Source organism: Caballeronia ptereochthonis, assembly GCF_001545075.1.
Lineage (GTDB): Bacteria > Pseudomonadota > Gammaproteobacteria > Burkholderiales > Burkholderiaceae > Caballeronia > Caballeronia ptereochthonis.
Window position 1 is genome coordinate 1 of record NZ_FCOB02000045.1, and the last position, 17,904, is coordinate 17,904.

20 protein-coding genes and 4 pseudogenes are annotated in these 17,904 nt (G+C 65.8%); 10 read left to right on the forward strand and 14 right to left on the reverse strand.

All coding sequences use genetic code 11. The features are described from left to right. The 4 genes from AWB83_RS31940 to AWB83_RS31955 all read left to right on the forward strand — a co-directional run. Nucleotides 1-102, forward strand: a 102-nt coding sequence (locus AWB83_RS31940; RefSeq protein ID WP_143750135.1) for a hypothetical protein, incomplete at its 5' end; no start/stop codon positions are given. Between the two features lie 158 nt (nt 103-260). Next, complete coding sequence (gene phbB, locus AWB83_RS31945) at nt 261-1,004, forward strand: acetoacetyl-CoA reductase (RefSeq protein WP_087049629.1); 744 nt, start codon at nt 261-263, stop codon at nt 1,002-1,004. Nucleotides 1,005-1,100: 96 nt separating this feature from the next. Beyond that, nucleotides 1,101-1,319, forward strand: a complete 219-nt coding sequence (locus AWB83_RS31950; RefSeq protein ID WP_087049630.1) for a hypothetical protein — start codon at nt 1,101-1,103, stop codon at nt 1,317-1,319. Nucleotides 1,320-1,498: 179 nt separating this feature from the next. Further along, the gene (locus AWB83_RS31955) at nt 1,499-1,834 is read left to right on the forward strand and encodes a hypothetical protein (RefSeq protein WP_087049631.1); all 336 of its coding nucleotides are present in this window, start codon (nt 1,499-1,501) and stop codon (nt 1,832-1,834) included. Nucleotides 1,835-1,847: 13 nt separating this feature from the next. On the opposite strand, the gene AWB83_RS31960 is transcribed toward AWB83_RS31955, so the two are convergent. After that, entirely contained in the window at nt 1,848-2,471 is a 624-nt protein-coding gene (locus AWB83_RS31960) for an isochorismatase family protein (RefSeq protein ID WP_087049632.1), read from the reverse strand. After that, nucleotides 2,468-2,779: pseudogene (locus tag AWB83_RS31965) on the reverse strand (2,5-dihydroxypyridine 5,6-dioxygenase NicX family protein); the annotation flags it as partial. The gene AWB83_RS31960 and the pseudogene AWB83_RS31965, both read right to left, overlap by 4 nt. A 2-nt stretch (nt 2,780-2,781) precedes the next feature. Between AWB83_RS31965 and AWB83_RS31970 the strand changes: the two are divergent. Then, nucleotides 2,782-2,958 (forward strand): annotated as a pseudogene (locus tag AWB83_RS31970) (response regulator); the annotation flags it as partial. A gap of 496 nt (nt 2,959-3,454) precedes the next feature. Here the strand turns inward: AWB83_RS31970 and lpdA are convergent. Further along, nucleotides 3,455-4,864 (reverse strand): dihydrolipoyl dehydrogenase, encoded by a 1,410-nt coding sequence (gene lpdA / locus AWB83_RS31980; RefSeq protein ID WP_244197962.1) that lies wholly within the window; start codon nt 4,862-4,864, stop codon nt 3,455-3,457. Between the two features lie 162 nt (nt 4,865-5,026). After that, nucleotides 5,027-5,245 (reverse strand): annotated as a pseudogene (locus tag AWB83_RS37575) (biotin/lipoyl-containing protein); the annotation flags it as partial. Between the two features lie 291 nt (nt 5,246-5,536). On the opposite strand from AWB83_RS37575, the gene AWB83_RS31985 reads away from it, so the two are divergent. Then, nucleotides 5,537-6,847: a DUF2325 domain-containing protein gene (locus tag AWB83_RS31985; protein ID WP_087049682.1), complete on the forward strand. Its 1,311-nt coding sequence runs from the start codon at nt 5,537-5,539 to the stop codon at nt 6,845-6,847. Here the strand turns inward: AWB83_RS31985 and AWB83_RS31990 are convergent. The 4 genes from AWB83_RS31990 to AWB83_RS32000 form a co-directional block, all read right to left on the reverse strand. Then, nucleotides 6,844-7,167, reverse strand: coding sequence for a winged helix-turn-helix domain-containing protein (locus tag AWB83_RS31990; RefSeq protein WP_208636831.1), 324 nt, complete (start codon nt 7,165-7,167; stop codon nt 6,844-6,846). The genes AWB83_RS31985 and AWB83_RS31990 overlap by 4 nt on opposite strands. A gap of 138 nt (nt 7,168-7,305) precedes the next feature. After that, complete coding sequence (locus tag AWB83_RS31995) at nt 7,306-7,710, reverse strand: nitrogen fixation protein NifQ (RefSeq protein ID WP_445343899.1); 405 nt, start codon at nt 7,708-7,710, stop codon at nt 7,306-7,308. After that, a complete protein-coding gene (locus AWB83_RS37860; RefSeq protein WP_445343898.1) occupies nt 7,707-7,853 on the reverse strand; it encodes a hypothetical protein in 147 nt (48 codons plus the stop codon). Before AWB83_RS37860 ends, AWB83_RS31995 begins: the two co-directional genes overlap by 4 nt. Next, on the reverse strand, nt 7,850-8,350 hold the full coding sequence (locus tag AWB83_RS32000; RefSeq protein ID WP_087049636.1) for a molybdopterin-dependent oxidoreductase: 501 nt from the start codon (nt 8,348-8,350) through the stop codon (nt 7,850-7,852). The genes AWB83_RS37860 and AWB83_RS32000 overlap by 4 nt, the downstream gene beginning before the upstream one ends. A 158-nt stretch (nt 8,351-8,508) precedes the next feature. On the opposite strand from AWB83_RS32000, the gene AWB83_RS32005 reads away from it, so the two are divergent. Beyond that, nucleotides 8,509-9,423 (forward strand): SMP-30/gluconolactonase/LRE family protein, encoded by a 915-nt coding sequence (locus AWB83_RS32005; protein WP_087049637.1) that lies wholly within the window; start codon nt 8,509-8,511, stop codon nt 9,421-9,423. A gap of 13 nt (nt 9,424-9,436) precedes the next feature. Here the strand turns inward: AWB83_RS32005 and AWB83_RS32010 are convergent, their stop codons facing one another. The 5 genes and pseudogenes from AWB83_RS32010 to AWB83_RS36290 all read right to left on the reverse strand — a co-directional run bounded on the left by AWB83_RS32010 (nt 9,437) and on the right by AWB83_RS36290 (nt 14,571). Beyond that, nucleotides 9,437-10,384: an ABC transporter substrate-binding protein gene (locus AWB83_RS32010; protein ID WP_087049638.1), complete on the reverse strand. Its 948-nt coding sequence runs from the start codon at nt 10,382-10,384 to the stop codon at nt 9,437-9,439. Between the two features lie 80 nt (nt 10,385-10,464). Then, a pseudogene (locus tag AWB83_RS32015) lies at nt 10,465-11,415 on the reverse strand (ABC transporter permease subunit); the annotation flags it as partial. Nucleotides 11,416-11,521: 106 nt separating this feature from the next. Next, the gene (locus tag AWB83_RS32020; protein ID WP_087049639.1) at nt 11,522-13,078 is read right to left on the reverse strand and encodes a sugar ABC transporter ATP-binding protein; all 1,557 of its coding nucleotides are present in this window, start codon (nt 13,076-13,078) and stop codon (nt 11,522-11,524) included. Further along, the gene (locus AWB83_RS32025) at nt 13,068-14,312 is read right to left on the reverse strand and encodes an ROK family transcriptional regulator (protein WP_087049684.1); all 1,245 of its coding nucleotides are present in this window, start codon (nt 14,310-14,312) and stop codon (nt 13,068-13,070) included. The genes AWB83_RS32020 and AWB83_RS32025 overlap by 11 nt, the downstream gene beginning before the upstream one ends. Nucleotides 14,313-14,358: 46 nt before the next feature. Beyond that, nucleotides 14,359-14,571, reverse strand: a complete 213-nt coding sequence (locus AWB83_RS36290) for a hypothetical protein (RefSeq protein WP_143750138.1) — start codon at nt 14,569-14,571, stop codon at nt 14,359-14,361. Between the two features lie 103 nt (nt 14,572-14,674). Between AWB83_RS36290 and msrC the strand changes: the two genes are divergently transcribed. The 3 genes from msrC (at nt 14,675) to AWB83_RS32040 (ending at nt 16,669) form a co-directional block, all read left to right on the forward strand. Then, nucleotides 14,675-15,181 carry a free L-methionine (R)-S-oxide reductase MsrC gene (msrC, locus tag AWB83_RS32030; RefSeq protein WP_087049685.1) on the forward strand — a complete coding sequence of 169 codons (507 nt, stop codon included), beginning with the start codon at nt 14,675-14,677 and terminating at the stop codon, nt 15,179-15,181. 14 nt (nt 15,182-15,195) lie between these two features. Then, complete coding sequence (locus tag AWB83_RS32035; protein WP_087049686.1) at nt 15,196-15,594, forward strand: DUF302 domain-containing protein; 399 nt, start codon at nt 15,196-15,198, stop codon at nt 15,592-15,594. A gap of 88 nt (nt 15,595-15,682) precedes the next feature. Continuing rightward, nucleotides 15,683-16,669: a substrate-binding domain-containing protein gene (locus AWB83_RS32040; RefSeq protein ID WP_087049640.1), complete on the forward strand. Its 987-nt coding sequence runs from the start codon at nt 15,683-15,685 to the stop codon at nt 16,667-16,669. A gap of 13 nt (nt 16,670-16,682) precedes the next feature. On the opposite strand, the gene AWB83_RS32045 is transcribed toward AWB83_RS32040, so the two are convergent. Beyond that, complete coding sequence (locus AWB83_RS32045) at nt 16,683-17,870, reverse strand: fumarylacetoacetate hydrolase family protein (RefSeq protein ID WP_087049641.1); 1,188 nt, start codon at nt 17,868-17,870, stop codon at nt 16,683-16,685. Between the last annotated feature and the right edge of the window lie 34 nt (nt 17,871-17,904).

The window sequence follows — 17,904 nt, forward strand, 5'->3', positions numbered from 1 at the left end:
ACGCTGCTGCACGAGATGCAGAAGCGCGATGCGAAGAAGGGTCTGGCGTCGCTGTGCATCGGCGGCGGCATGGGTGTGGCGCTCGCAGTCGAGCGTCCGTAACGTCCCGAATCAACGCAACAGGCAGCACACACCGGCGCCGCGCATGCGGACCGACGCGATACAACCATTACAAGCGTCGCGCATCGAGGTAACAGAACGGCGTCGGTGCCATTCCGAGTTTCATTAACCTGAGAGAATTGTTCGAGAGGAGCATCAGTATGACTAAGCGAATCGCAGTGGTGACGGGTGGCATGGGCGGCCTCGGCGAAGCCATCAGCATCAAGCTGCACGACGCCGGATACGCGGTCGTCGTGACGCATTCGCCGGGCAACGCGACGGTGAGCGAGTGGCTCGCGAACATGGATCGCCAGGGCCGCAACTTCCGCGCGTACGCTGTGGACGTCGCCGATTACGACTCCGCCCAGCACTGCGTGGCGAAGATCCAGGCCGAAGTCGGCCCGATCGACATCCTCGTGAACAATGCTGGTATCACGCAGGACACGACCTTCAAGAAGATGACCAAGGTGAACTGGGATGCCGTGCTGCGCACCAATCTCGACTCGGTCTTCAACATGACCAAGCCCGTGTGCGAAGAGATGGTGTCGCGCGGCTGGGGCCGCATCATCAACATTTCGTCGGTGAACGGCTCGAAGGGACAGATTGGTCAGACGAACTACTCGGCCGCGAAGGCGGGCATGCACGGCTTCACGAAGTCGCTCGCGCTCGAAGTCGCGAAGAAGGGCGTGACCGTCAACACGATTTCGCCGGGCTATCTCGCGACCAAGATGGTGACCGCGATTCCGCAGGAGATTCTCGACACGAAGATCCTGCCGCAGATTCCGGCCGGCCGTCTCGGCAAGCCGGAAGAAGTCGCGGCGCTCGTCGCGTTCCTATGCTCGGACGACGCGGGCTTCGTCACCGGCTCGAACATCGCGATCAACGGCGGCCAGCACATGAGCTGATGCCGGCGAGCGGCGCGCCCGTCGAAGGCGCGCCGCTTTGCTCTCGGACGGACGCGTTTCCTCATTCGAAACTCCGCTTTCCTGGCGAACGGCGCCATGAACTACGATTACGCAGGCCCACATCCTTACAGCGCCAGTCATCTCGACTCGGCGATCGAGCACCTCGAACAGGTGCTGAGCCTCGAAGGCGCGAATTCGCTTTTCTCGCAGACCTATTGGCGCGGACGCGTCGTGCAGGCGCTCGCCACGCCGGGGCTCGCGCCGTCTCAGCATAACCGGCTGAAACGCCTGCTGGATCGCATCGCTCAGGCTTGACGCGCAACGCGGGAACAGTCGGCTGCATACGCGGTCAATCGTGAAAGGCGCGCGGCCGGGGTCGCATGAGCGCTTTCCCTGGATCCGGCGGCATGGCGCCTTTCCGCTGATCTGTGAAGAAATTCGCGGACGCTTGTACCATTCGGACCGTATCTCGAAATTCACGGTTCACAAGCGTCATGCTCGATTCCCTACGAACATTCCTTTCGACGCGGCGCGCGCTCGGCGCGATCGCGTTCTCGTTTCTGCTCGCCGCGTGCGGCACGACGAGCGACATCATCGCCGGTTCGCAGCCGGACACCTACACGGTTACCGGCAAAGCGACGGGCACGCGCATGTCGTGGGTGACCGCACGCAACGCTGCGATTGACGCCGCCACCGACTATTGCAAGCAACGCGCGCAGCGCGTCTCGGTCAAGTCGGAGGCGACGAGCGGCGTGCGCTCGCTCGAACAGCAAACGGCGACGGTTTCGTTCAGCTGCGTGCCGGAGACGAGCAACGCCGCGCGCGGATAAGCCCCGCGCGAACTCAATACACGCCCGCGAGCAGTTCGTCCGACGTCATCACGGCCGCATATTTCTGCGCCATGTCGAAGAGGCTTGCCTCGTGCGAACCGAGCGCGCGATCACCGACGCAATCGGACAGCACCACGGGCCGCAGGCCGAACTGCATTGCGTCGACGACGCTCGCGCGTACGCAGCCGCTCGTGACCGCGCCGGCGACGACGAGCGTGCGCACGCCGCGCATCGCGAGCCGTGCCGCGAGCGACGTGCCGAAGAACGCCGACGGCACGTTCTTGCGCACGACGAGCTCGCCCGGTTCCGGCGTGAGTTGCGGCACGATTGCGCTGTCGTGCGCGTGTTCCTTCAGCGTCAGCATGCCTGGCACCTTGAGCGAAAGGATGTTCGCGTCGGAGTCGTCGTCGGCATAGACGATGCGGCTGTACGCGACCGGCCAGCGCAACGCGCGCGCGGCGCGCAGAAGCGGCACGGTGCGTTCGATCGCGTCGCGGATATTGCCGCCGCCGAATACGGCCGGATCGGCGAAGCCGTTCACGAAATCGACGATCAGGAGCCCGATCTGCCCTTCGATCGAAAGCTCGTTGCCGAAGCCCTGCCGTGCATACATTGCCTCTTTCGCTTCGCCCGTCATGTAGCCTCCTCGATGGTCTTGCCTTCGCGCACCACCTCCACGCCGTCGAGCGAGACGGTGCAGCGGCGCAACGGAATGTCGATGTGGCAAGCGGTCGTGCGCTTGCCGTCGCCTTCGTCGTTCGGACCGAGCGAGAACAGGAAGTTGCCGTCGAAGGCGCGCGCGTCCATGCCGAGCGTCGCTTCGCGATCGTAGAGGCCGAGCGTCGACCAGTGCGCGCGCTTTTGCAGGCCCCAGCCGATGTGCGTGATCGCGAAGGCTTCGGGATCGTCGAAGGAGAGCATGTATTCGCGCAGCAGATCGGCATCGGCTGGAAGCGAGGCGGCGCATCCGCGAGGACGCGCGCTTCAGGAAGCTGCCGATCATCGCGATCACGGCGAAGGCCATGAAGGACGATCAGGAGCAATGCCTCGCGGCGGGCGCGAGCGATTATCTGGCGAAGCCGATCGACATCGACCGGCTCTACTCGCTCCTGCGCGTGTGGATGGCCCGCCGCGTCCAGGCGGTCGAATGTTCAGCGCGCTTCACGCGAACGGGAATCGTCCCGTCAGACAGGCTACGACGAGGATGCGACTGAGCCACCCTGCTGCTTCTGCCTCTTCCGGTTCATCCGGTACGTACGGATATCGTCACTCAGCCGGTCGATGAATTCCTGGCTGCGCGTCGTGTAGTTCGCCTGGTTCATATGGGGCGTGTGCCCGCCCGTGTAGATCGGTCTGTTCGGTTGCGGGCCGTAATAGTACATACCGGCCGTCGGCCTGACCATTCCGGGCATCGACTATAGGAAGGGCATTCGCTGACCCCGCGGGATGGCGCGGATGCAGTGAACATTTCGATATCCTGCTCAATTGGCGGAGCCGACGATACAAGTAACGAGAAGTGACAAGAAGGGTCCAACGCATTCGATGCGTCGTGCGGGAACGGGCCGTGAGGCCCGCTCCTGTGCCGAATGTGCGCGTCGCTGCCGCGCCGGATTCAGGGGTTCAGATGTTCAGCGCGCGCTTGTCGACGGCGAGCGCCGCTTCGCGCATCACTTCGGAAAGCGACGGATGCGGATGGCAGATCCGCCCGATGTCCTCCGACGCCGCCTTGAACTCCATCGCGACCACGGCCTCCGCGATCAGATCCGACGCGTTCGCCGAGACGATATGCACGCCGAGAATCTCGTCGGTTTTCGCATCGGCGATGACCTTGATGAAGCCGTCCGTCTCGCCGATGCCGAGCGCGCGGCCGTTCGCCAGCATCGGAAACTGGCCGGACTTGATCTCGCGGCCTTCGGCTTTCAGCGCCTGTTCCGTCTGCCCGACCCATGCGATTTCCGGATGCGTGTAGATCACCCACGGAATGCAGTTGTAGTCGATGTGCGGCTTCTGTCCGTCGATGATCTCCGCCACCAGCACGCCTTCGTCTTCCGCCTTGTGCGCGAGCATCGGGCCGCGCACGACATCGCCGATCGCGTAGACGTTGACGACTTTCGTCGCGCAATGGCCGTCGACGGGAATGAAGCCGCGCTCGTCCGTCGATAGTCCGATCGAATCGAGCCCGAGATTGTCGGTATTGGGCACGCGGCCGATCGACACGATCAGGCGGTCCGCCTCCAGCGTCTGCGCGTTGCCGTCCTTGTCCTTGTACGAAACCGAAACGCTCGAAGCCGTCGTCTTCACGCCGTCGATGTTCACGCCGAGGTGAATCGTCAGGCCCTGCTTCTTGAAGAGCTTGGCGGCTTCCTTTTGCAGCGCGGTGTCGGTGGTGCCGAGAAATTCGGGCAGTGCTTCCAGGATCGTCACTTCCGCGCCGAGCCTGCGCCACACCGAGCCGAGTTCCAGACCGATCACGCCCGCCCCGATCACGGCGAGCTTCTTCGGAATGGAATCGAAGGCGAGCGCGCCTTCGTTGTCGGAGACGATCTTGTTGTCGACGGGCACGTTCGGCAAATGACGCGCCTTCGAGCCCGTCGCGATGATCACGTGTTGCGCGGTGTGGCTCTCGGTCTTGCCGTCGCCGCTCACTTCGATTTTGAAATTGCCGCCGTCTTTCCCCGCGAGCTTGCCGTGCCCTTTCAGCCAGGTGATCTTGTTCTTGCGGAAGAGGAACTCGACGCCGCCCGTGATCTTCTCGACGATCGCTTCCTTGCGCCCGACCATTTTGCCGACGTCGACAGAAAGATTGTCCATGCTGATGCCGTGATCGCCGAAATGCAGCTTCGCGTTCTCGAACTCCTCGGATGACGCGAGCAACGCCTTCGACGGAATGCAGCCGACGTTCAGACACGTGCCGCCGAGCTTCGGCTTGCCTGCCGGATTGATCCACTCCTCGACGCACGCGACCTTCCTGCCGAGCTGTGCGGCACGGATCGCGGCGATGTAGCCGCCGGGGCCGGAGCCGATCACGATGACGTCGAAGTCGGCTTTTTCGCCCGAAGCGGGCGCGGGAGAGGGCGCGGGTGCGGCGGCCTTCGCGGGTTGCGCGGTTGATTGTGCGGCGGGTTTTTCAGAAGCAGGAGCAGGCGCAGGAGTCGCGGCCGACGCCTTCGCCTCGGTATCGATGATCGCGAGCAATTCGTCCGCGTGGACGATGTCGCCTTCCTTCTTCGCCACTTCCGCGAGCGTGCCGGCGGCGGGCGCCGGCACTTCGAGCACCACCTTGTCCGTTTCCAGTTCGACGAGGATTTCGTCTTGCGCCACGGCGTCGCCCGCTTTCTTCTTCCACGGCAACATCGTCGCTTCGGTGACGGATTCGGAAAGCTGCGGAACCTTGACTTCAACCCTGGCCATTCAGATTCTCCTTTAGAGCGATTGTTAGCGACGGGAGTGTCCGGCGAACGGAAACGTCGTATGGAAAGCTGGCGTGCGGACCCGGCTTCGGCCGGCCGGTCCGGCGCGCCGAAGTCGTAGGATACGCCCTGTCCGTACCGCGCGCCTCGGAAGCCGCCCGTGCATTGGCGCGTCTTTTCGCAGTCGTTATATTCGGTGGTATATTACGAAGCGGAAATCGAATGACCGGACTCCGGTGCGATACCCGATATGACACGCCTTCCGGACCAGCCGATCGAGCACGAGGTGATCATGCAGACTCCGCCGTTTCAACTCGCCCGCACGAACGCCCATGCCCATCGCGATGCCTGCTGTCAGCCGACCGAGGCCGACTTGCGCGCGTCGCGCCGCCGCGCGCGCCTTGCCGAACTGGACTCGCATCTGCACTGCTCGGTCATCGGGACGTGCCTGAGTACCGGCGAGCTGCGCAAGCTCGTGCCGAAGTTCACCGACCTCGACCGCTATCACGCGAGCGATCTGGAGATTCACCACGCGGCGGTGGAACTGGCGATCGCGGGCGGCGCGGGTGCGAAGGCGCTGAACAAGGCGCTCGACGAACGTTACGCCGGCGCGATCCGCCGCTTCGATGCCGCGCGCGACAGCGAAGCGCTGCTCGATCTGTGGAACGAGGCGCTCAAGTCCGGCGACATTCCGCCCGCCTACTGGGCCGTGATGTCCCATCCGCACGCGACGATCGAAGTGCGCCAGTCCGCGTTCGGCGAAGTGCACATGCTGTCGCATCTCGTTGGCGCGGCGAATCGCGCGGATATTCGCCGTCTGGTCGCGCTGGAAGCGGAAAACCAGGAGCTCAAGGAAAAGATCGAACGCCAGCAAGCGCGCCTGCTCGAACTGAGCGCGGAGCGCGATGCGTCCGTCAGGGAATCGAAGGAGCACGCGCTGCAGCTCACCGCAATCGCGGAGCGCAAGCCGGATCGGTCGACCGCGCAGCTCGATGCCGAAGTCGAACGCCTGCGCGAAAGGGTCGAGGACGGCGAGCGCCGCCTCGCGCTGCACACGAGCCGCCACGAGGCCGCCGAGCAGCGCGCCCAACAGGAGGAGGAGCAGACGCGCGCGCTGCGCAACAAGCTCGGTGAAGCGCAGGCGCTGCTGAAGATCGTGCAGGCCGAATGCGCGGCGCTGGAGCGCGCGACGCTCGACGCCGCCGATCAGCCCGACGCGCGCCGCCAAGCCATGGAATGGGTGAACGGCAAGCGCATCGTCTATGTCGGCGGACGGCCCGGTTCGAATGCGGTGCTGAGGTCGCTGGTGGAAGCGGCGGGCGGCGAGTTGATCGTCCACGACGGCGGCGTCGAGGATCGCAAGGGATTGCTGGCCGCGGCGCTGCCGAATGCGGATGTCGTGCTGTTCCCCGTGGACTGCATCGATCACGACTCGATGAACATGCTGAAGCGCGTCTGCGAGCGGCACGGCGTCGAATACTCGCCGCTGCGCACCGCGAGCGTCGCGAGTTTCGTGGAGTTCGTCGCGCGGCTGGTCGCGAGCACGCAGGACACGCACGCGGGTTCACCGCCGCCGTCCGCGTTCTGCCTGCGCCACGGTTAGGGCTTGAGCAGCTTCGTGAGCGATGCGATCTGCTCGGCGCAGGCGGCTTCGGCCCGCGCTTCGACATCGCGGTAGAGCCGGATGATGTTTTCGCCGACCGGCGTCAGCACGCAGCCGCCGCCGCTTTGTCCGCCTTGCTCCGAGAGGGTCGCGGGGGACTGGAGCGAGCGATTGAGTTCGTCGATGAGCAGCCACGCGCGCCGGTACGACATGTCGAGGCTGCGCGCCGCCGCCGATATCGAGCCGTGCTTGCGCACCGCTTCCAGCAGCGCGACCTTGCCCGGACCCAGCGCGATGGTCTCGCCTTTCGTGATGCGCATGCGAAAGCGCACTTCGGCCGGCTGGTTCGCCGGGGCCGGCTCTTTTGCGCCTGCCTTGGTCTTGAGGGTCGTCGTCGCCATGCCCGAGAGGATACACGAAGGAAATCGGACGGACGTTTCATGCCGCGTGGGTGGGCGTTATCGGTTGTCCGGATAGCAGAATCCATGATCCGCACATCCGGGACAGCCCGGTGCGCCGGTCGGCACGACGCCTCGCGCGTGCGCGACCTCCTGCGCGAGAAACTTCTTCCAGCGCATGTTCGCGACGTTGTGCGCGACGAGATCGGGATAGTGCCGCGTCAGCATGTCGGTGACGTCGTCGCGACCGCTCAGGCCGAGATCGCACCACAGATGATGGGGCCGCAGCGACGCGGCTGAAATGATCATCGCGAGGCAATGTGCATCTTCCCGATGCCGCGCCGCCGTGCGGTCGTGCCACATCAGAAGCCCATGCAGATCGCGCACGAACGCCCAGTGCGGCGAAGAGCGCATCGCGCCCGGCGGACGATCGATCGCCGCGCCGGGAAAATGGCGGCCGATCAGCGCGGAGAGTTCGCCGCCGCCAGCCCGAGCAGAAGCAGATCGCCCGAGTCGATGCGCGCGCCGACGAGCCGCGCGAACAGCACGGTATCGGGTGCCTCCGGATCGGCGGCGCGGGCGAGCAGCTCGCGCGCTGGCGCATTCATCGATGCGAGCTGCCCAGAATGTGCGAATCGACGCGCACGAGGCGTTTCATGTGGCGAGGCGCGTGCACGGTATCCGCGCCGGAAACGAGCACCGGCAAGCCGTCCTCGACGCCCAGTTCGCGATCCGCGCATTCGTAGGCCACGATCACCTGCTCGCCCACCGGCGTATTGAAAAGCTCGTGCCACGAAAACGTCACGGCGTAGCCATCGTGCGCGTGCGCCAGAAACACCGTGCGCTTGAAATCCGTGCTGTCGGGCCGGCGCACGCCCGCCGCGTCGAGCAGCACGCGCAACTGCACGCCGCGGTAGCTTCCCATCGGGCGGATATAGCGTCCCGTCGAGAAGCACACGAGATCGAATGGCTCGATGCTCGCGCACGCGAATTCGCGCAATGCGGCAAGATCGAGCGTGAGCGGCCTCTGGACCGCGCCCCCGATTTCGACGACAGGTCCGGTGAGCACGTCCGTGCGAGCGGGGATCGAGTGCGCGAGTTCCATGGCGATCAACGTAAAAGCGCGTCAAAGACGCGTGAGAGCGGCTGTGGCCCGGCCTTGAGAGGGCGTTGTATCTGCAACTATATTACGATGACCGGCATGCTGCCATGGCCCCTGGAGCATGCCGGACATGTTTTTCGGCTTATCGACGGGAGAGGCGCATGAAGCGGCGGCTGACGGCGGCAATCGCAATGACGATGTTCCTCGCGGCGTGCGGCTCGGTCGCGCCGGGCATGTCCGCGCAGAAAGTGCCGCTCGCGGGCACGCCGAACGGCGTCGCGGTGCGCGATTCGGACGGCGCGGTGTTCGTCACCGACGACAGGACCAACGGCATCGTCATGACATCGCACATCGGCGACGAGGACGCGCCCGCGTTTTCGCTCTACGCGCGCATTCCGGCGGCGGAGGGCGAGCGCACGGGTTTGAGCCAGATCGCGTTCGCGCCGAATGGGCATCTGCTCGTCGAGCGCTTCGGTTTCGGTTCGGCGAGCGCGGTGTTCGACGTCGCCCCGAGCGCTCAGGTCGCGCTCGCGTCCGACACGAATTCGGCGCGAAGGCGTCTGGGTCTGCTCGTGCTGGACGGCGGCACGTTCCTGTCGAGCTGGTTCGTGAAGGAGGGCAGCGCGCCGCCCGCGGGCGGCGTGAGCGTGATCACGCGCGGCGCGGCGCCGAGGCAGGTGATCGAGCGGGATATCGTCACCGGACTGGGCAAGCCGGTCGGACTCGCGGTGGCCGGCGACATGCTCTACATCAGCGATCAGGCCGCGAACCGCATCTACAGGGTGGATCTGCAGGCGGCGCGCGCCGCAAGCGCGCCGATACCCGCGGGCGATGTCTTCGCGACCGTCGAGGCGCCCGACCTGATGGCCGCGACGCCCGACGGCACGCTCTACACCAAATGCGGCGCGCACGCCGTGTGCAGATTCTCGAAGCGCGGCCGCGCGACCGTCATCGTCGACGACCTCGACGCGCCGCGCGGCGTCGCCGTGGATGTCGCGAGGAAACGCCTCGTCGCGGTCGACCGGTCGAGCACGCCGGACAAGCCGAGCTCGCTGCGCGTGCTGCCGATCAAATGACCGCGCTCGACGCTCAACGCGGCGACGACCAGCCCTTGTAGCTGCCCACGTTCTCGCGCGTGACGAGCGTCGACGGCATGAGGATCATCGTGTTGGCCGGCTTCTTGCCGTTCATCATGTCGTAGCCGACGCTCACCGCCTGCTGCGCCATCGACCACGGGTCCTGGCTCGCGGATGCCTGGATCATCGTGTCGGTCTTGAGCGCGCTTTCGATATCAGGCGCGCCGTCCACCGACGTGATCACGATATTGCCGCGATGCAATTGCTTCGCGGCGAGATCGGTGCCGATCGCTTGCGGATCGTTGATCGCGAACACGCCGTCGAGCTTCGGGAAGCGCGTGAGATAACCCTGCATCGCGTTCATGCCGCCTTCCCGCGAGCCTTTGCCGTCCTGGTCGTCGGAGAGGACCTTGATGCCCGGGCTCTTGGCGAGCTCGGCCTTGCAGCCCTTCACGCGATCGATCACCGCCGACACCTGCGGCCCGTTCTCGATCACCACGTTGCCCTTGCCGTTCAGCTTCTTCGCCATGAAGTCGCACGCGAGCTCGCCCGCCTGCACGTTGTTGGTCTGCACTGTCGCGTCCGCGCCGGCCGCCGCGACGTCGACCGCGATCACGACGATGCCCGCGGCCTTTGCCTTCTTCACCGCGGGTTCGATCGCCTTCGGATCGACGGCGTTCAGGAGGATCACGTCGACGTGCGCCGAAATGAAGTTGTCGATCTGCGTGAACTGCTTGTTCATGTCGTAATCCGACGACACCGCCGTGACCCGGGCGTTCGGGTTGATCTGCTTGGCCTTCGCTTCCGCGCCCTTGGAGATCGTCACGAAGTATGGATTGCCGAGCGAGCCGACCGTGATGCCGACGGCCTTCAGCGGCTTGTCGGCGGCGTGAGCGGATAGCGACAGGGTGAAACCGAGAGCGAGTGCGACGCTGGCGAAAAGCTTATTGTGCTTGCGCATGTTGTTGTCTCCAGTTGGTCCGTTCGTTTGGGCGGGCGCGAGCGGACCTGCAAGCGCCCGATGTTTGAAAGACGGGAAAATCAGGTGCGGGCCGAGCCGCGCTGACGGTAGCGATCGAGCGCCACCGCGCCGATGATCACGAGACCCTTGATGATGTACTGCCAGATGTCCGACACGCCGAGCAGCACCAGGCCGTTGGTCAGCACCGCGATGATGAGCGCGCCCACCAGCGTGCCGACGATCGAGCCGACGCCGCCCACGAAGCTCGTGCCGCCGAGAATCACCGCGGCGATTGCATCGAGTTCGTACGACTGGCCGAGCTGCAGGCCGTTCGCGGCATAGAGGCGCGCGGCGGACATCACGGCGCCCAGGCCGGCGAGCAAGCCTGAAATCGCGTAGACGAAGAGCTCGATGCCCCAGACCTTGATGCCGGACAGACGCGCCGCTTCCGGATTGCCGCCGACCGAGTAGATGCGCAGGCCAAGCACCGTGCGGCGCAGGATGAACCACGAGACGATCACGACGAGAATCGCGATGATCACGAGCCACGGTACGCCGAAGAGCGTGTCGTTGCCGATGAACGCGAAGGACAGTTGCGGGTTGAAGATGGTCGTGTCATGCCCGATGAGGCGCGCGATGCCGCGCACGGCGGTGAGCGAGCCCAGTGTCACGATGAAGGGCGGCAGCTTGAGCAGCGCGATCAGCAGGCCGTTGACGACGCCGAAGCCGAGGCCCACGGCGAGCGCCGCGGGCACGCCGAGCCAGCCAATGCCCGGGATGTTCGATGCCAGCAGCGCGGTGACCGCCGCTGCGGAAAGCACCGAGCCGACGGACAGGTCGATGCCGCCCGTCAGAATCACGAAGGTCATCCCCGCCGCGAGCACGATGTTGATCGACGCCTGCTGCGCGACGATCGACAGGTTCTGGAAGCTGAAGAAGCCATCCGTGACGATGCCGAAGCCGATGCACAGCAGAATCAGCACGGGCAGCATGCCCGCGGTGCGCATCAGCACCTGCATGCGCTCGCGATGCTCGATGCGCTTTTGCCGTTGCGTCACGCTTTCGGCCTTTGCGACCGGCGCGGCGCCGGTGTCGTGGTGCTTGGTGGTGTTAGCCATGTCTCTCTCCAGATATGCTTTAAGCCGCCTGATCGAGCGCGATCTTCGAGCCCGTCGCCAGTTCGATGATTCCTTCCTGCGAAATCGGCTTGCCGGAATGGCCGCCGAGCTCGCCCGCAATTTCACCTTCACGCATCACGAGCACGCGATCCGCGACGCCGATCACTTCCGGCAACTCGCTCGAGATCACGATGATCCCCACGCCCGAGCGCGCGAGATCGTTGATGATTCGGTAAATCTCCGACTTCGCGCCGATGTCCACGCCGCGCGTCGGCTCGTCGAGAATCAGCACTTCGGGCTTGGTTTCGAGCAGGCGCGAAAGCAGCACCTTCTGCTGGTTGCCGCCCGAAAGCGCGCCCACGTTCACGCGCATGTTCGGCACGCGAATGGTGAGCGCGGCGATTGCGTCCTTCGCGCGCGTGTTGCCGCGCGGCAGGTCCATCACACCCATCCTCGAGTCGCGCCCGGCGATCGTGATGTTGATGTTGTCGCGCACGCTCATGTCGAGGAACAGGCCCTGGCCCTTGCGGTCTTCGGTCAGATAGACGAGACCCGCATCGATCGCATCGCGCGGCGTACGCAGCCTGAGCGGCTTGCCGTGCATCGTCACTTCGCCGCGCGCGGCCGGTTCGGCGCCGAAGATCAGGCGCGCGAGCTCCGTGCGTCCCGCGCCGACGAGTCCCGCGATGCCGAGCACTTCGCCCGCGTGCAGATCGAGGCTGCAGCCGCGCACGCGGTTGCCGTCGGCGATATCGCGCACCGAGAGCACGACGTTGCCCGGATCGTAGGGCGCGTGCTCTTTCTTGTAGAAGCCGGAGATGTCGCGGCCGACCATCATCTTGACGAGGCTGTCGGCGGAGAGCTCGTCGCGCATCAGCGTGCCGACGTAGGAGCCGTCGCGCAGCACCGAGACGCGGTCGGAGAGTTCATAGATCTCCGCCATCCGGTGGCTGATGTAGATGATCGCGATGCCTTCCTCGCGCAATTGCCGCACGAGCTCGAACAGGCGATCGGTTTCGCGCGAGGAAAGCGGCGTGGTCGGCTCGTCCATCACGAGGATGCGGGCATGCGCATGCACGGCGCGCGCGATTTCGACCAGCTGCCGCTCCGCGATCGACAGATCGCCGACGAGCGTATGCGGCTTGAACGCGGCGCCCAGCCGTTTCAGCACGTCCTCGCTGCCGCGCTCCATGCCCACGCGGTCGACCAGCCTGCCGCGCCGCAGCTCGCGTCCCGCATAGATGTTCTCGGCGACGGAGAGATTCGGCGCGAGGCTCAGTTCCTGATAGATCACGGCGACGCCGAGCGCTCGCGCGGCGAGCGGTCCGTCGATGGAGACGGGCTTGCCGTCGATCAGAATCTGGCCGCCCGGGTCCGCCTGATACGCGCCCGACAGGATCTTCATCAGCGTGGACTTGCCCGCGCCGTTCTCGCCCATCAGCGAATGCACTTCGCCGGGATAGACCGAGAGGCGCACGTCGTTCAGCGCGCGCACGCCGGGAAAGGTCTTGCTGATGCCGCGCATTTCCAGCAACGGCGGACGCGACGAAGGGGAAGAAGCGGAGTCATGCGGCATGGTGCACCTCTTGCGTTTTTTGCCCCGCGTGGCGAAGGCCCGCCACGCGCGGTGAAAAGTTGAAGAACATCGGCAGCGTGGCTGCGCCGATCGCGCCCGCATCCGGGCCGAAAGTGCCGCGCACGAGTGTCGGGGTGCCGCGCGATTCGGGCGCGTTGGCGGCGAGCGTCGCGGCGAGACGCTTGACGAGCCGGTCCAGCAGGCCGCCGTCGATGTCGGAATCGATCACGACCATCGGCACGTCGAGTACGCAGAGCGTCGCGCGCAAGGCGGGCGCGAGCGCCTCGATGCAGTCCTCGATCCATTCGTCCACGGCGGGCAGGTGACGCTCGATGCACGCCTGCAGGTCGATGCGGTTGTCCGCCGCCGCGCCGGAGTAGTTGAGATGCCGCACGAGCGCGTTGAGCGACGCGCGCGACAGCAGAATGTCCCACTGGCCCGACGGCTGCGGCGCGGAAGGCAGGCGGCTCGGCGGCACGGGAATCACGCCGATGTCGCCCGCATTGCCCGACGCGCCGCGCAGGCAATCGCCGTTGATCGCGATGCCGCCGCCGATCGCCGAGCCGAGGAACAGATAGACGAAGTCGTCGCAGCGGCGGCCGTGGCCGTAGAAAAGTTCGGCGGTCGCGGCGGCGTTGCCGTCGTTCTCGCTGAAAACCGGCAGCGACAGCGCACGGCCGAGTTCGTCGGCGAAATCGGTCGCGTCCCACGCGCGGAAGGTTTCGGCGGGCAGCCCCAGTTCGCGCAGCCAGCTGCCGAGATTGAACGGCTGCGCGATGCCGATACCCGTCAGCCGCTCGCGCTCCGTCGCGGAGAGCAGCCCGAGCATGTTGCCCACATCGCGCTGCACGATCTTCAGCACGGCCGACGGATGCGGCAGCACGGCATCGAGCGCGCTGCGCGCCAATACGTCGCCGGCAAAATTGACGAGCACCGTTTCGATGCCCGTGCGATCCAGCCGCACGCCGATCCCGAACGCGCCGCGCGGATCGAGCCGGATGAGCGACGCGGGCTGGCCGCGCTGGCCGTCGAGGCGGCGCCCGGTATATTCGATCAGCCCCGCGCGGCCCAGCGACTCGACGATGCTGCCGACTGCGGTGCTCGTCAGATTCGCGTGACGCGCGAGGTCGGCCTTCGATGCCGGCTCGGTGCGACGCAGCGCCTGCAGAAGCAGGCGCTCGTTGTATCTGCGCACGTTCGCGGAATTGCTTCCTCTACCGCTTGGGGATTTCACGCGCTGTCTCCGAAAACCGGCCATCGAGGCGTGGCCATTAATTAAATCAAGTTGATTTATTTAAGACCGACGGCGCATCGAAGTAAAGCAGGGAAATCCCGAAGGGGGATTTAAGCATTCGATGAAAAACAAAGGCATGAAGCGCGATGCCCGGCCGACGCAAGTCACGGGCCCGGTGCGCTTTCACACTAGGCGATGCGCTCAGCAGTGCCAAGAAGCGCAGCGATGTTTTGCGATCAGCTTTCACGCTGCGATACACGAGCTTTCGGCCGGCGGCGCGGCGGGAATCGTTGTGCTATCGTCGGCGACACCTCTTCACATCGCGCGCTGTCCGCGGCGCGCCGACATTCCTCATCGCCATCATGTTTTCGATCTCCCAGGCCGCGCATGCCACCAAGGCCGCCCAGTACGACGACCTGCTGCAGCAAATCCGCTCGCTCATCGGCGACGAGACGGATTTCATCGCCAATGCCGCGAATTTTTCATCGCTCGTCTATCACACCCTTGCCGATCTGAACTGGGCGGGCTTCTATCTGTTCGACGGCACCGAGCTCGTCGTCGGGCCGTTTCAGGGCAAGCCCGCGTGCGTGCGCATCGCGCTCGGACGCGGCGTATGCGGCACGGCGGCGCGCGAGCGGCGCACGCAGGTCGTGCCGGACGTGGAGGCGTTTCCCGGCCACATCGCGTGCGATTCGGCGTCGCGCTCGGAGATCGTCGTGCCGCTCGTCGCCGCCGACGGGACCTTGATCGGCGTATGGGACGTGGATAGTCCCGTGCCCGGCCGCTTCGACGATGAGGACGCGCTCGGCATGGAAGCGCTGTGCACGGCGTTCGTCGCGCTCGCGTGGCGCAAGCGCACGGGCCGTTGATACCCGGAGGCATCATGTCCGCCGATTCGAATGACAATGGCGTCGTCACGATCGCGAGCGCGCATGGCGCCGCGGCGAGCGCCGACACGCTCGAAGCGCTGATTCGCGCGCGAGGGCTGATCCTCTTCGCGCGCATCGACTTCAGCGGCGACGCCGCCCGCGCCGGACTTGCGATGCCGCCGAGCCAGCTGCTGGTGTTCGGCAATCCGCAGGCCGGCACGCCGCTGATGCAGGCGGTGCCCACCGCCGCGCTCGATCTGCCGCTCAAGGTGCTGGCGTGGGAAGACGCGGACGGCCGCGCATGGCTCTCCTATAACGCGACGGAGTACGTGCGCGCGCGTCACGGACTCGATGACGAACTGATGAAGCCCGTCAGCGGCGTGCCCGCGCTCGTGGAGGCGGCGGCGCGCTGAATCGGGAGGCCCTTGCCGCGAACAGGCCCTGGCCGTGTGCGGGGCGGCTGCGTCTACAATGAGGCGATTTCCTCCGTCTCGAAATTCAATGACGAGCCTTGCCCGCCGCCGCCTGCTTGCCGCCTGCGCCTTGAGCGCCTGCGGTCTTGCGCGCGTGCCCGCCGCGCGTGCGGCATCGGACAACAAGGCGACGGTCGCGCTCGTCATGAAGTCGCTGGGCGATCCCTTCGTCGTTTCGATGATCGAAGGCGCGCGGAACTACCAGCGGCACTACGCATCGCAACTCGATCTGACGACGCACGGCACGCTCGCCGACAACGACGTGGCAGGGCAGGCCCGCATCGTCGAGTCGCTGATCGACGCGAAGACCAATGCCATCGTCATCGCTCCGGCGGACTCGAAGGCGCTTCTTCCCGTGGCGGCGAAAGCGATCGCGGCGGGCATCATCGTGATCGCGATCGACAATCCGTTCGACGAGGGCGCGCAGGAAGCGGCGAACGTCACGATTCCGTTCGTCGGGCCGGACAGCCGGCGCGGGGCGCGGCTCGTCGGCGCCTATCTCGGCTCGAAGCTTGCGGCGGACGATGAGGTCGGCATCATCGAAGGGCCGACGAACGATCGCAACGTCCAGCAGCGCACGCTCGGCTTCAGGGAGGCGATGAGCGCGGCGGGCATGCGCATCGTCGATACGGACGGCGGCGACTGGACCTTGACGAGCGGCAAGGCGATCGCCCTTCAGATGCTCTACGAGCATCCGGCGATCCGTGGGCTGATGTGCGCGAACGACAACATGGCGATGGGTGCGATCGACGCCGTGCGCATTTCCGGCAAGAAAGGCCGCGTGCTCGTGACGGGCTACAACAACATCGAAGCCGTGCAGCCGATGCTCGACGACGGCCGTCTGCTCGCGACCGTCGAGCAGTTCGGCGCGCGTCAGGCGGTGTTCGGCGTGGATGTCGCGGTGAAGGCGCTGCTGGAAAGACGGCGACAGCGGGATTTGTCGCCGTATATGGAGACGCCCGTTCAACTCGTGACGAAAGGGCAGGCGAAAGCGTTCCGGTTCGGAGCGTCGTGAGACGCCCTGGGCGTCAGTGTGCCGCCGCTCCCAACAAGCCGCGCGCCGCCAGGCTCTGATACAGCGCACGCACGCCGAACGTCCACGGCTCGATCTCCGTCGAGAGTCTGACCGTGTTGACGAGCGCGCCGAGACTCGGCGTGGAGATGGTCACGACATCGCCGAGATGATGCGTGAATCCGCCGCCTTTGCTGTCGCGATCCTTGATCGGCGAGAACATCGTGCCGAGGAACAGCATGAAGCCGTCCGGATACTGATGATGCGCGCCGTGCGTCTGCTTGACGAGGTCCGCCGGATCGCGGCTGATCTCGCTCATGTGGCTCACGCCTTCGAGCACGAAGCCGTCGTCCGCGCCCTCGATGCGCAGCGACACGCTCGCGCCGCGCACCGAATCGAGCGTGAAGCGCTCGTCGAACAGGCGCACGAACGGGCCGATCGAGCACGACGCGTTGTTGTCCTTCGCCTTGCCGAGCAGCAGCGCGCTGCGGCCCTCGATGTCGCGCAGGTTCACGTCGTTGCCAAGCGCCGCCCCGACGATCTCGCCGCGCGCGTTCACCGCGAGCACGATCTCCGGTTCCGGATTGTTCCATTGCGACGTCGGATAGAGGCCGACATCCGCGCCGAAGCCGACCGACGACATCGGCTGCGACTTCGAAAACACTTCCGCATCCGGCCCGATGCCGACTTCCATGTATTGCGACCACGCGCCGCGCCGCTCCAGTTCGGCCTTTAGCCTGGCCGCGCTCTCGGAGCCGGGCTTGATCTTCGAGAGATCCGCGCCGATCAGCTTGTTGATCGTGTCGCGCACTTCCTGAGCCTTGCTCGCGTCACCGCCTGCCTGCTCCTCGATCACGCGCTCGAGCAGGCTCACCGCGAACGTGACGCCGCAAGCCTTCACCGCCTGGACATCGCACGGCGCGAGCAGGCGCACGCTGCCGGGCGCGGCATCGAGCGTCGCCTGCAGCAGGTCCTGCACGCTGCCGAGATGCTCGCCTTCGGCGTTGCGGGCGATGTCGAGCGCATCAGGGCGGTCGAAGAGATCGGCGGTAGTCGGCGCGGCGCGCGTGATGTCGAACACTTCGCCGCGGCGCAGGGCCACGACGGCGGGACCGTTCACGGGCGCGGAACGCCACACGCGGCCGATCAGCACGGCATCGGCGAAGTCTTCGGGCAGGCAGGAGGAGACGGAAACGGGCTGCATGGGCGGGATCACCGGGGCATCGAAAAAAGGAGAA

What these genes read in the sequence shown, in the direction of transcription:
- AWB83_RS32010 (WP_087049638.1), bottom strand. Translation starts at nt 10,384, where the DNA reads ATGCGCAAGCACAATAAGCTTTTCGCCAGCGTCGCACTCGCTCTCGGT.
- msrC (WP_087049685.1), top strand. Translation starts at nt 14,675, where the DNA reads ATGTTTTCGATCTCCCAGGCCGCGCATGCCACCAAGGCCGCCCAGTAC.
- AWB83_RS31955 (WP_087049631.1), top strand. Translation starts at nt 1,499, where the DNA reads ATGCTCGATTCCCTACGAACATTCCTTTCGACGCGGCGCGCGCTCGGC.
- AWB83_RS31960 (WP_087049632.1), bottom strand. Translation starts at nt 2,471, where the DNA reads ATGACGGGCGAAGCGAAAGAGGCAATGTATGCACGGCAGGGCTTCGGC.
- AWB83_RS37860 (WP_445343898.1), bottom strand. Translation starts at nt 7,853, where the DNA reads ATGAATGCGCCAGCGCGCGAGCTGCTCGCCCGCGCCGCCGATCCGGAG.
- phbB (WP_087049629.1), top strand. Translation starts at nt 261, where the DNA reads ATGACTAAGCGAATCGCAGTGGTGACGGGTGGCATGGGCGGCCTCGGC.
- AWB83_RS32020 (WP_087049639.1), bottom strand. Translation starts at nt 13,078, where the DNA reads ATGCCGCATGACTCCGCTTCTTCCCCTTCGTCGCGTCCGCCGTTGCTG.
- AWB83_RS32035 (WP_087049686.1), top strand. Translation starts at nt 15,196, where the DNA reads ATGTCCGCCGATTCGAATGACAATGGCGTCGTCACGATCGCGAGCGCG.
- AWB83_RS31985 (WP_087049682.1), top strand. Translation starts at nt 5,537, where the DNA reads ATGCAGACTCCGCCGTTTCAACTCGCCCGCACGAACGCCCATGCCCAT.
- AWB83_RS32045 (WP_087049641.1), bottom strand. Translation starts at nt 17,870, where the DNA reads ATGCAGCCCGTTTCCGTCTCCTCCTGCCTGCCCGAAGACTTCGCCGAT.
- AWB83_RS32040 (WP_087049640.1), top strand. Translation starts at nt 15,683, where the DNA reads ATGACGAGCCTTGCCCGCCGCCGCCTGCTTGCCGCCTGCGCCTTGAGC.
- AWB83_RS32005 (WP_087049637.1), top strand. Translation starts at nt 8,509, where the DNA reads ATGAAGCGGCGGCTGACGGCGGCAATCGCAATGACGATGTTCCTCGCG.
- AWB83_RS31950 (WP_087049630.1), top strand. Translation starts at nt 1,101, where the DNA reads ATGAACTACGATTACGCAGGCCCACATCCTTACAGCGCCAGTCATCTC.
- AWB83_RS31990 (WP_208636831.1), bottom strand. Translation starts at nt 7,167, where the DNA reads ATGCGCATCACGAAAGGCGAGACCATCGCGCTGGGTCCGGGCAAGGTC.
- AWB83_RS32000 (WP_087049636.1), bottom strand. Translation starts at nt 8,350, where the DNA reads ATGGAACTCGCGCACTCGATCCCCGCTCGCACGGACGTGCTCACCGGA.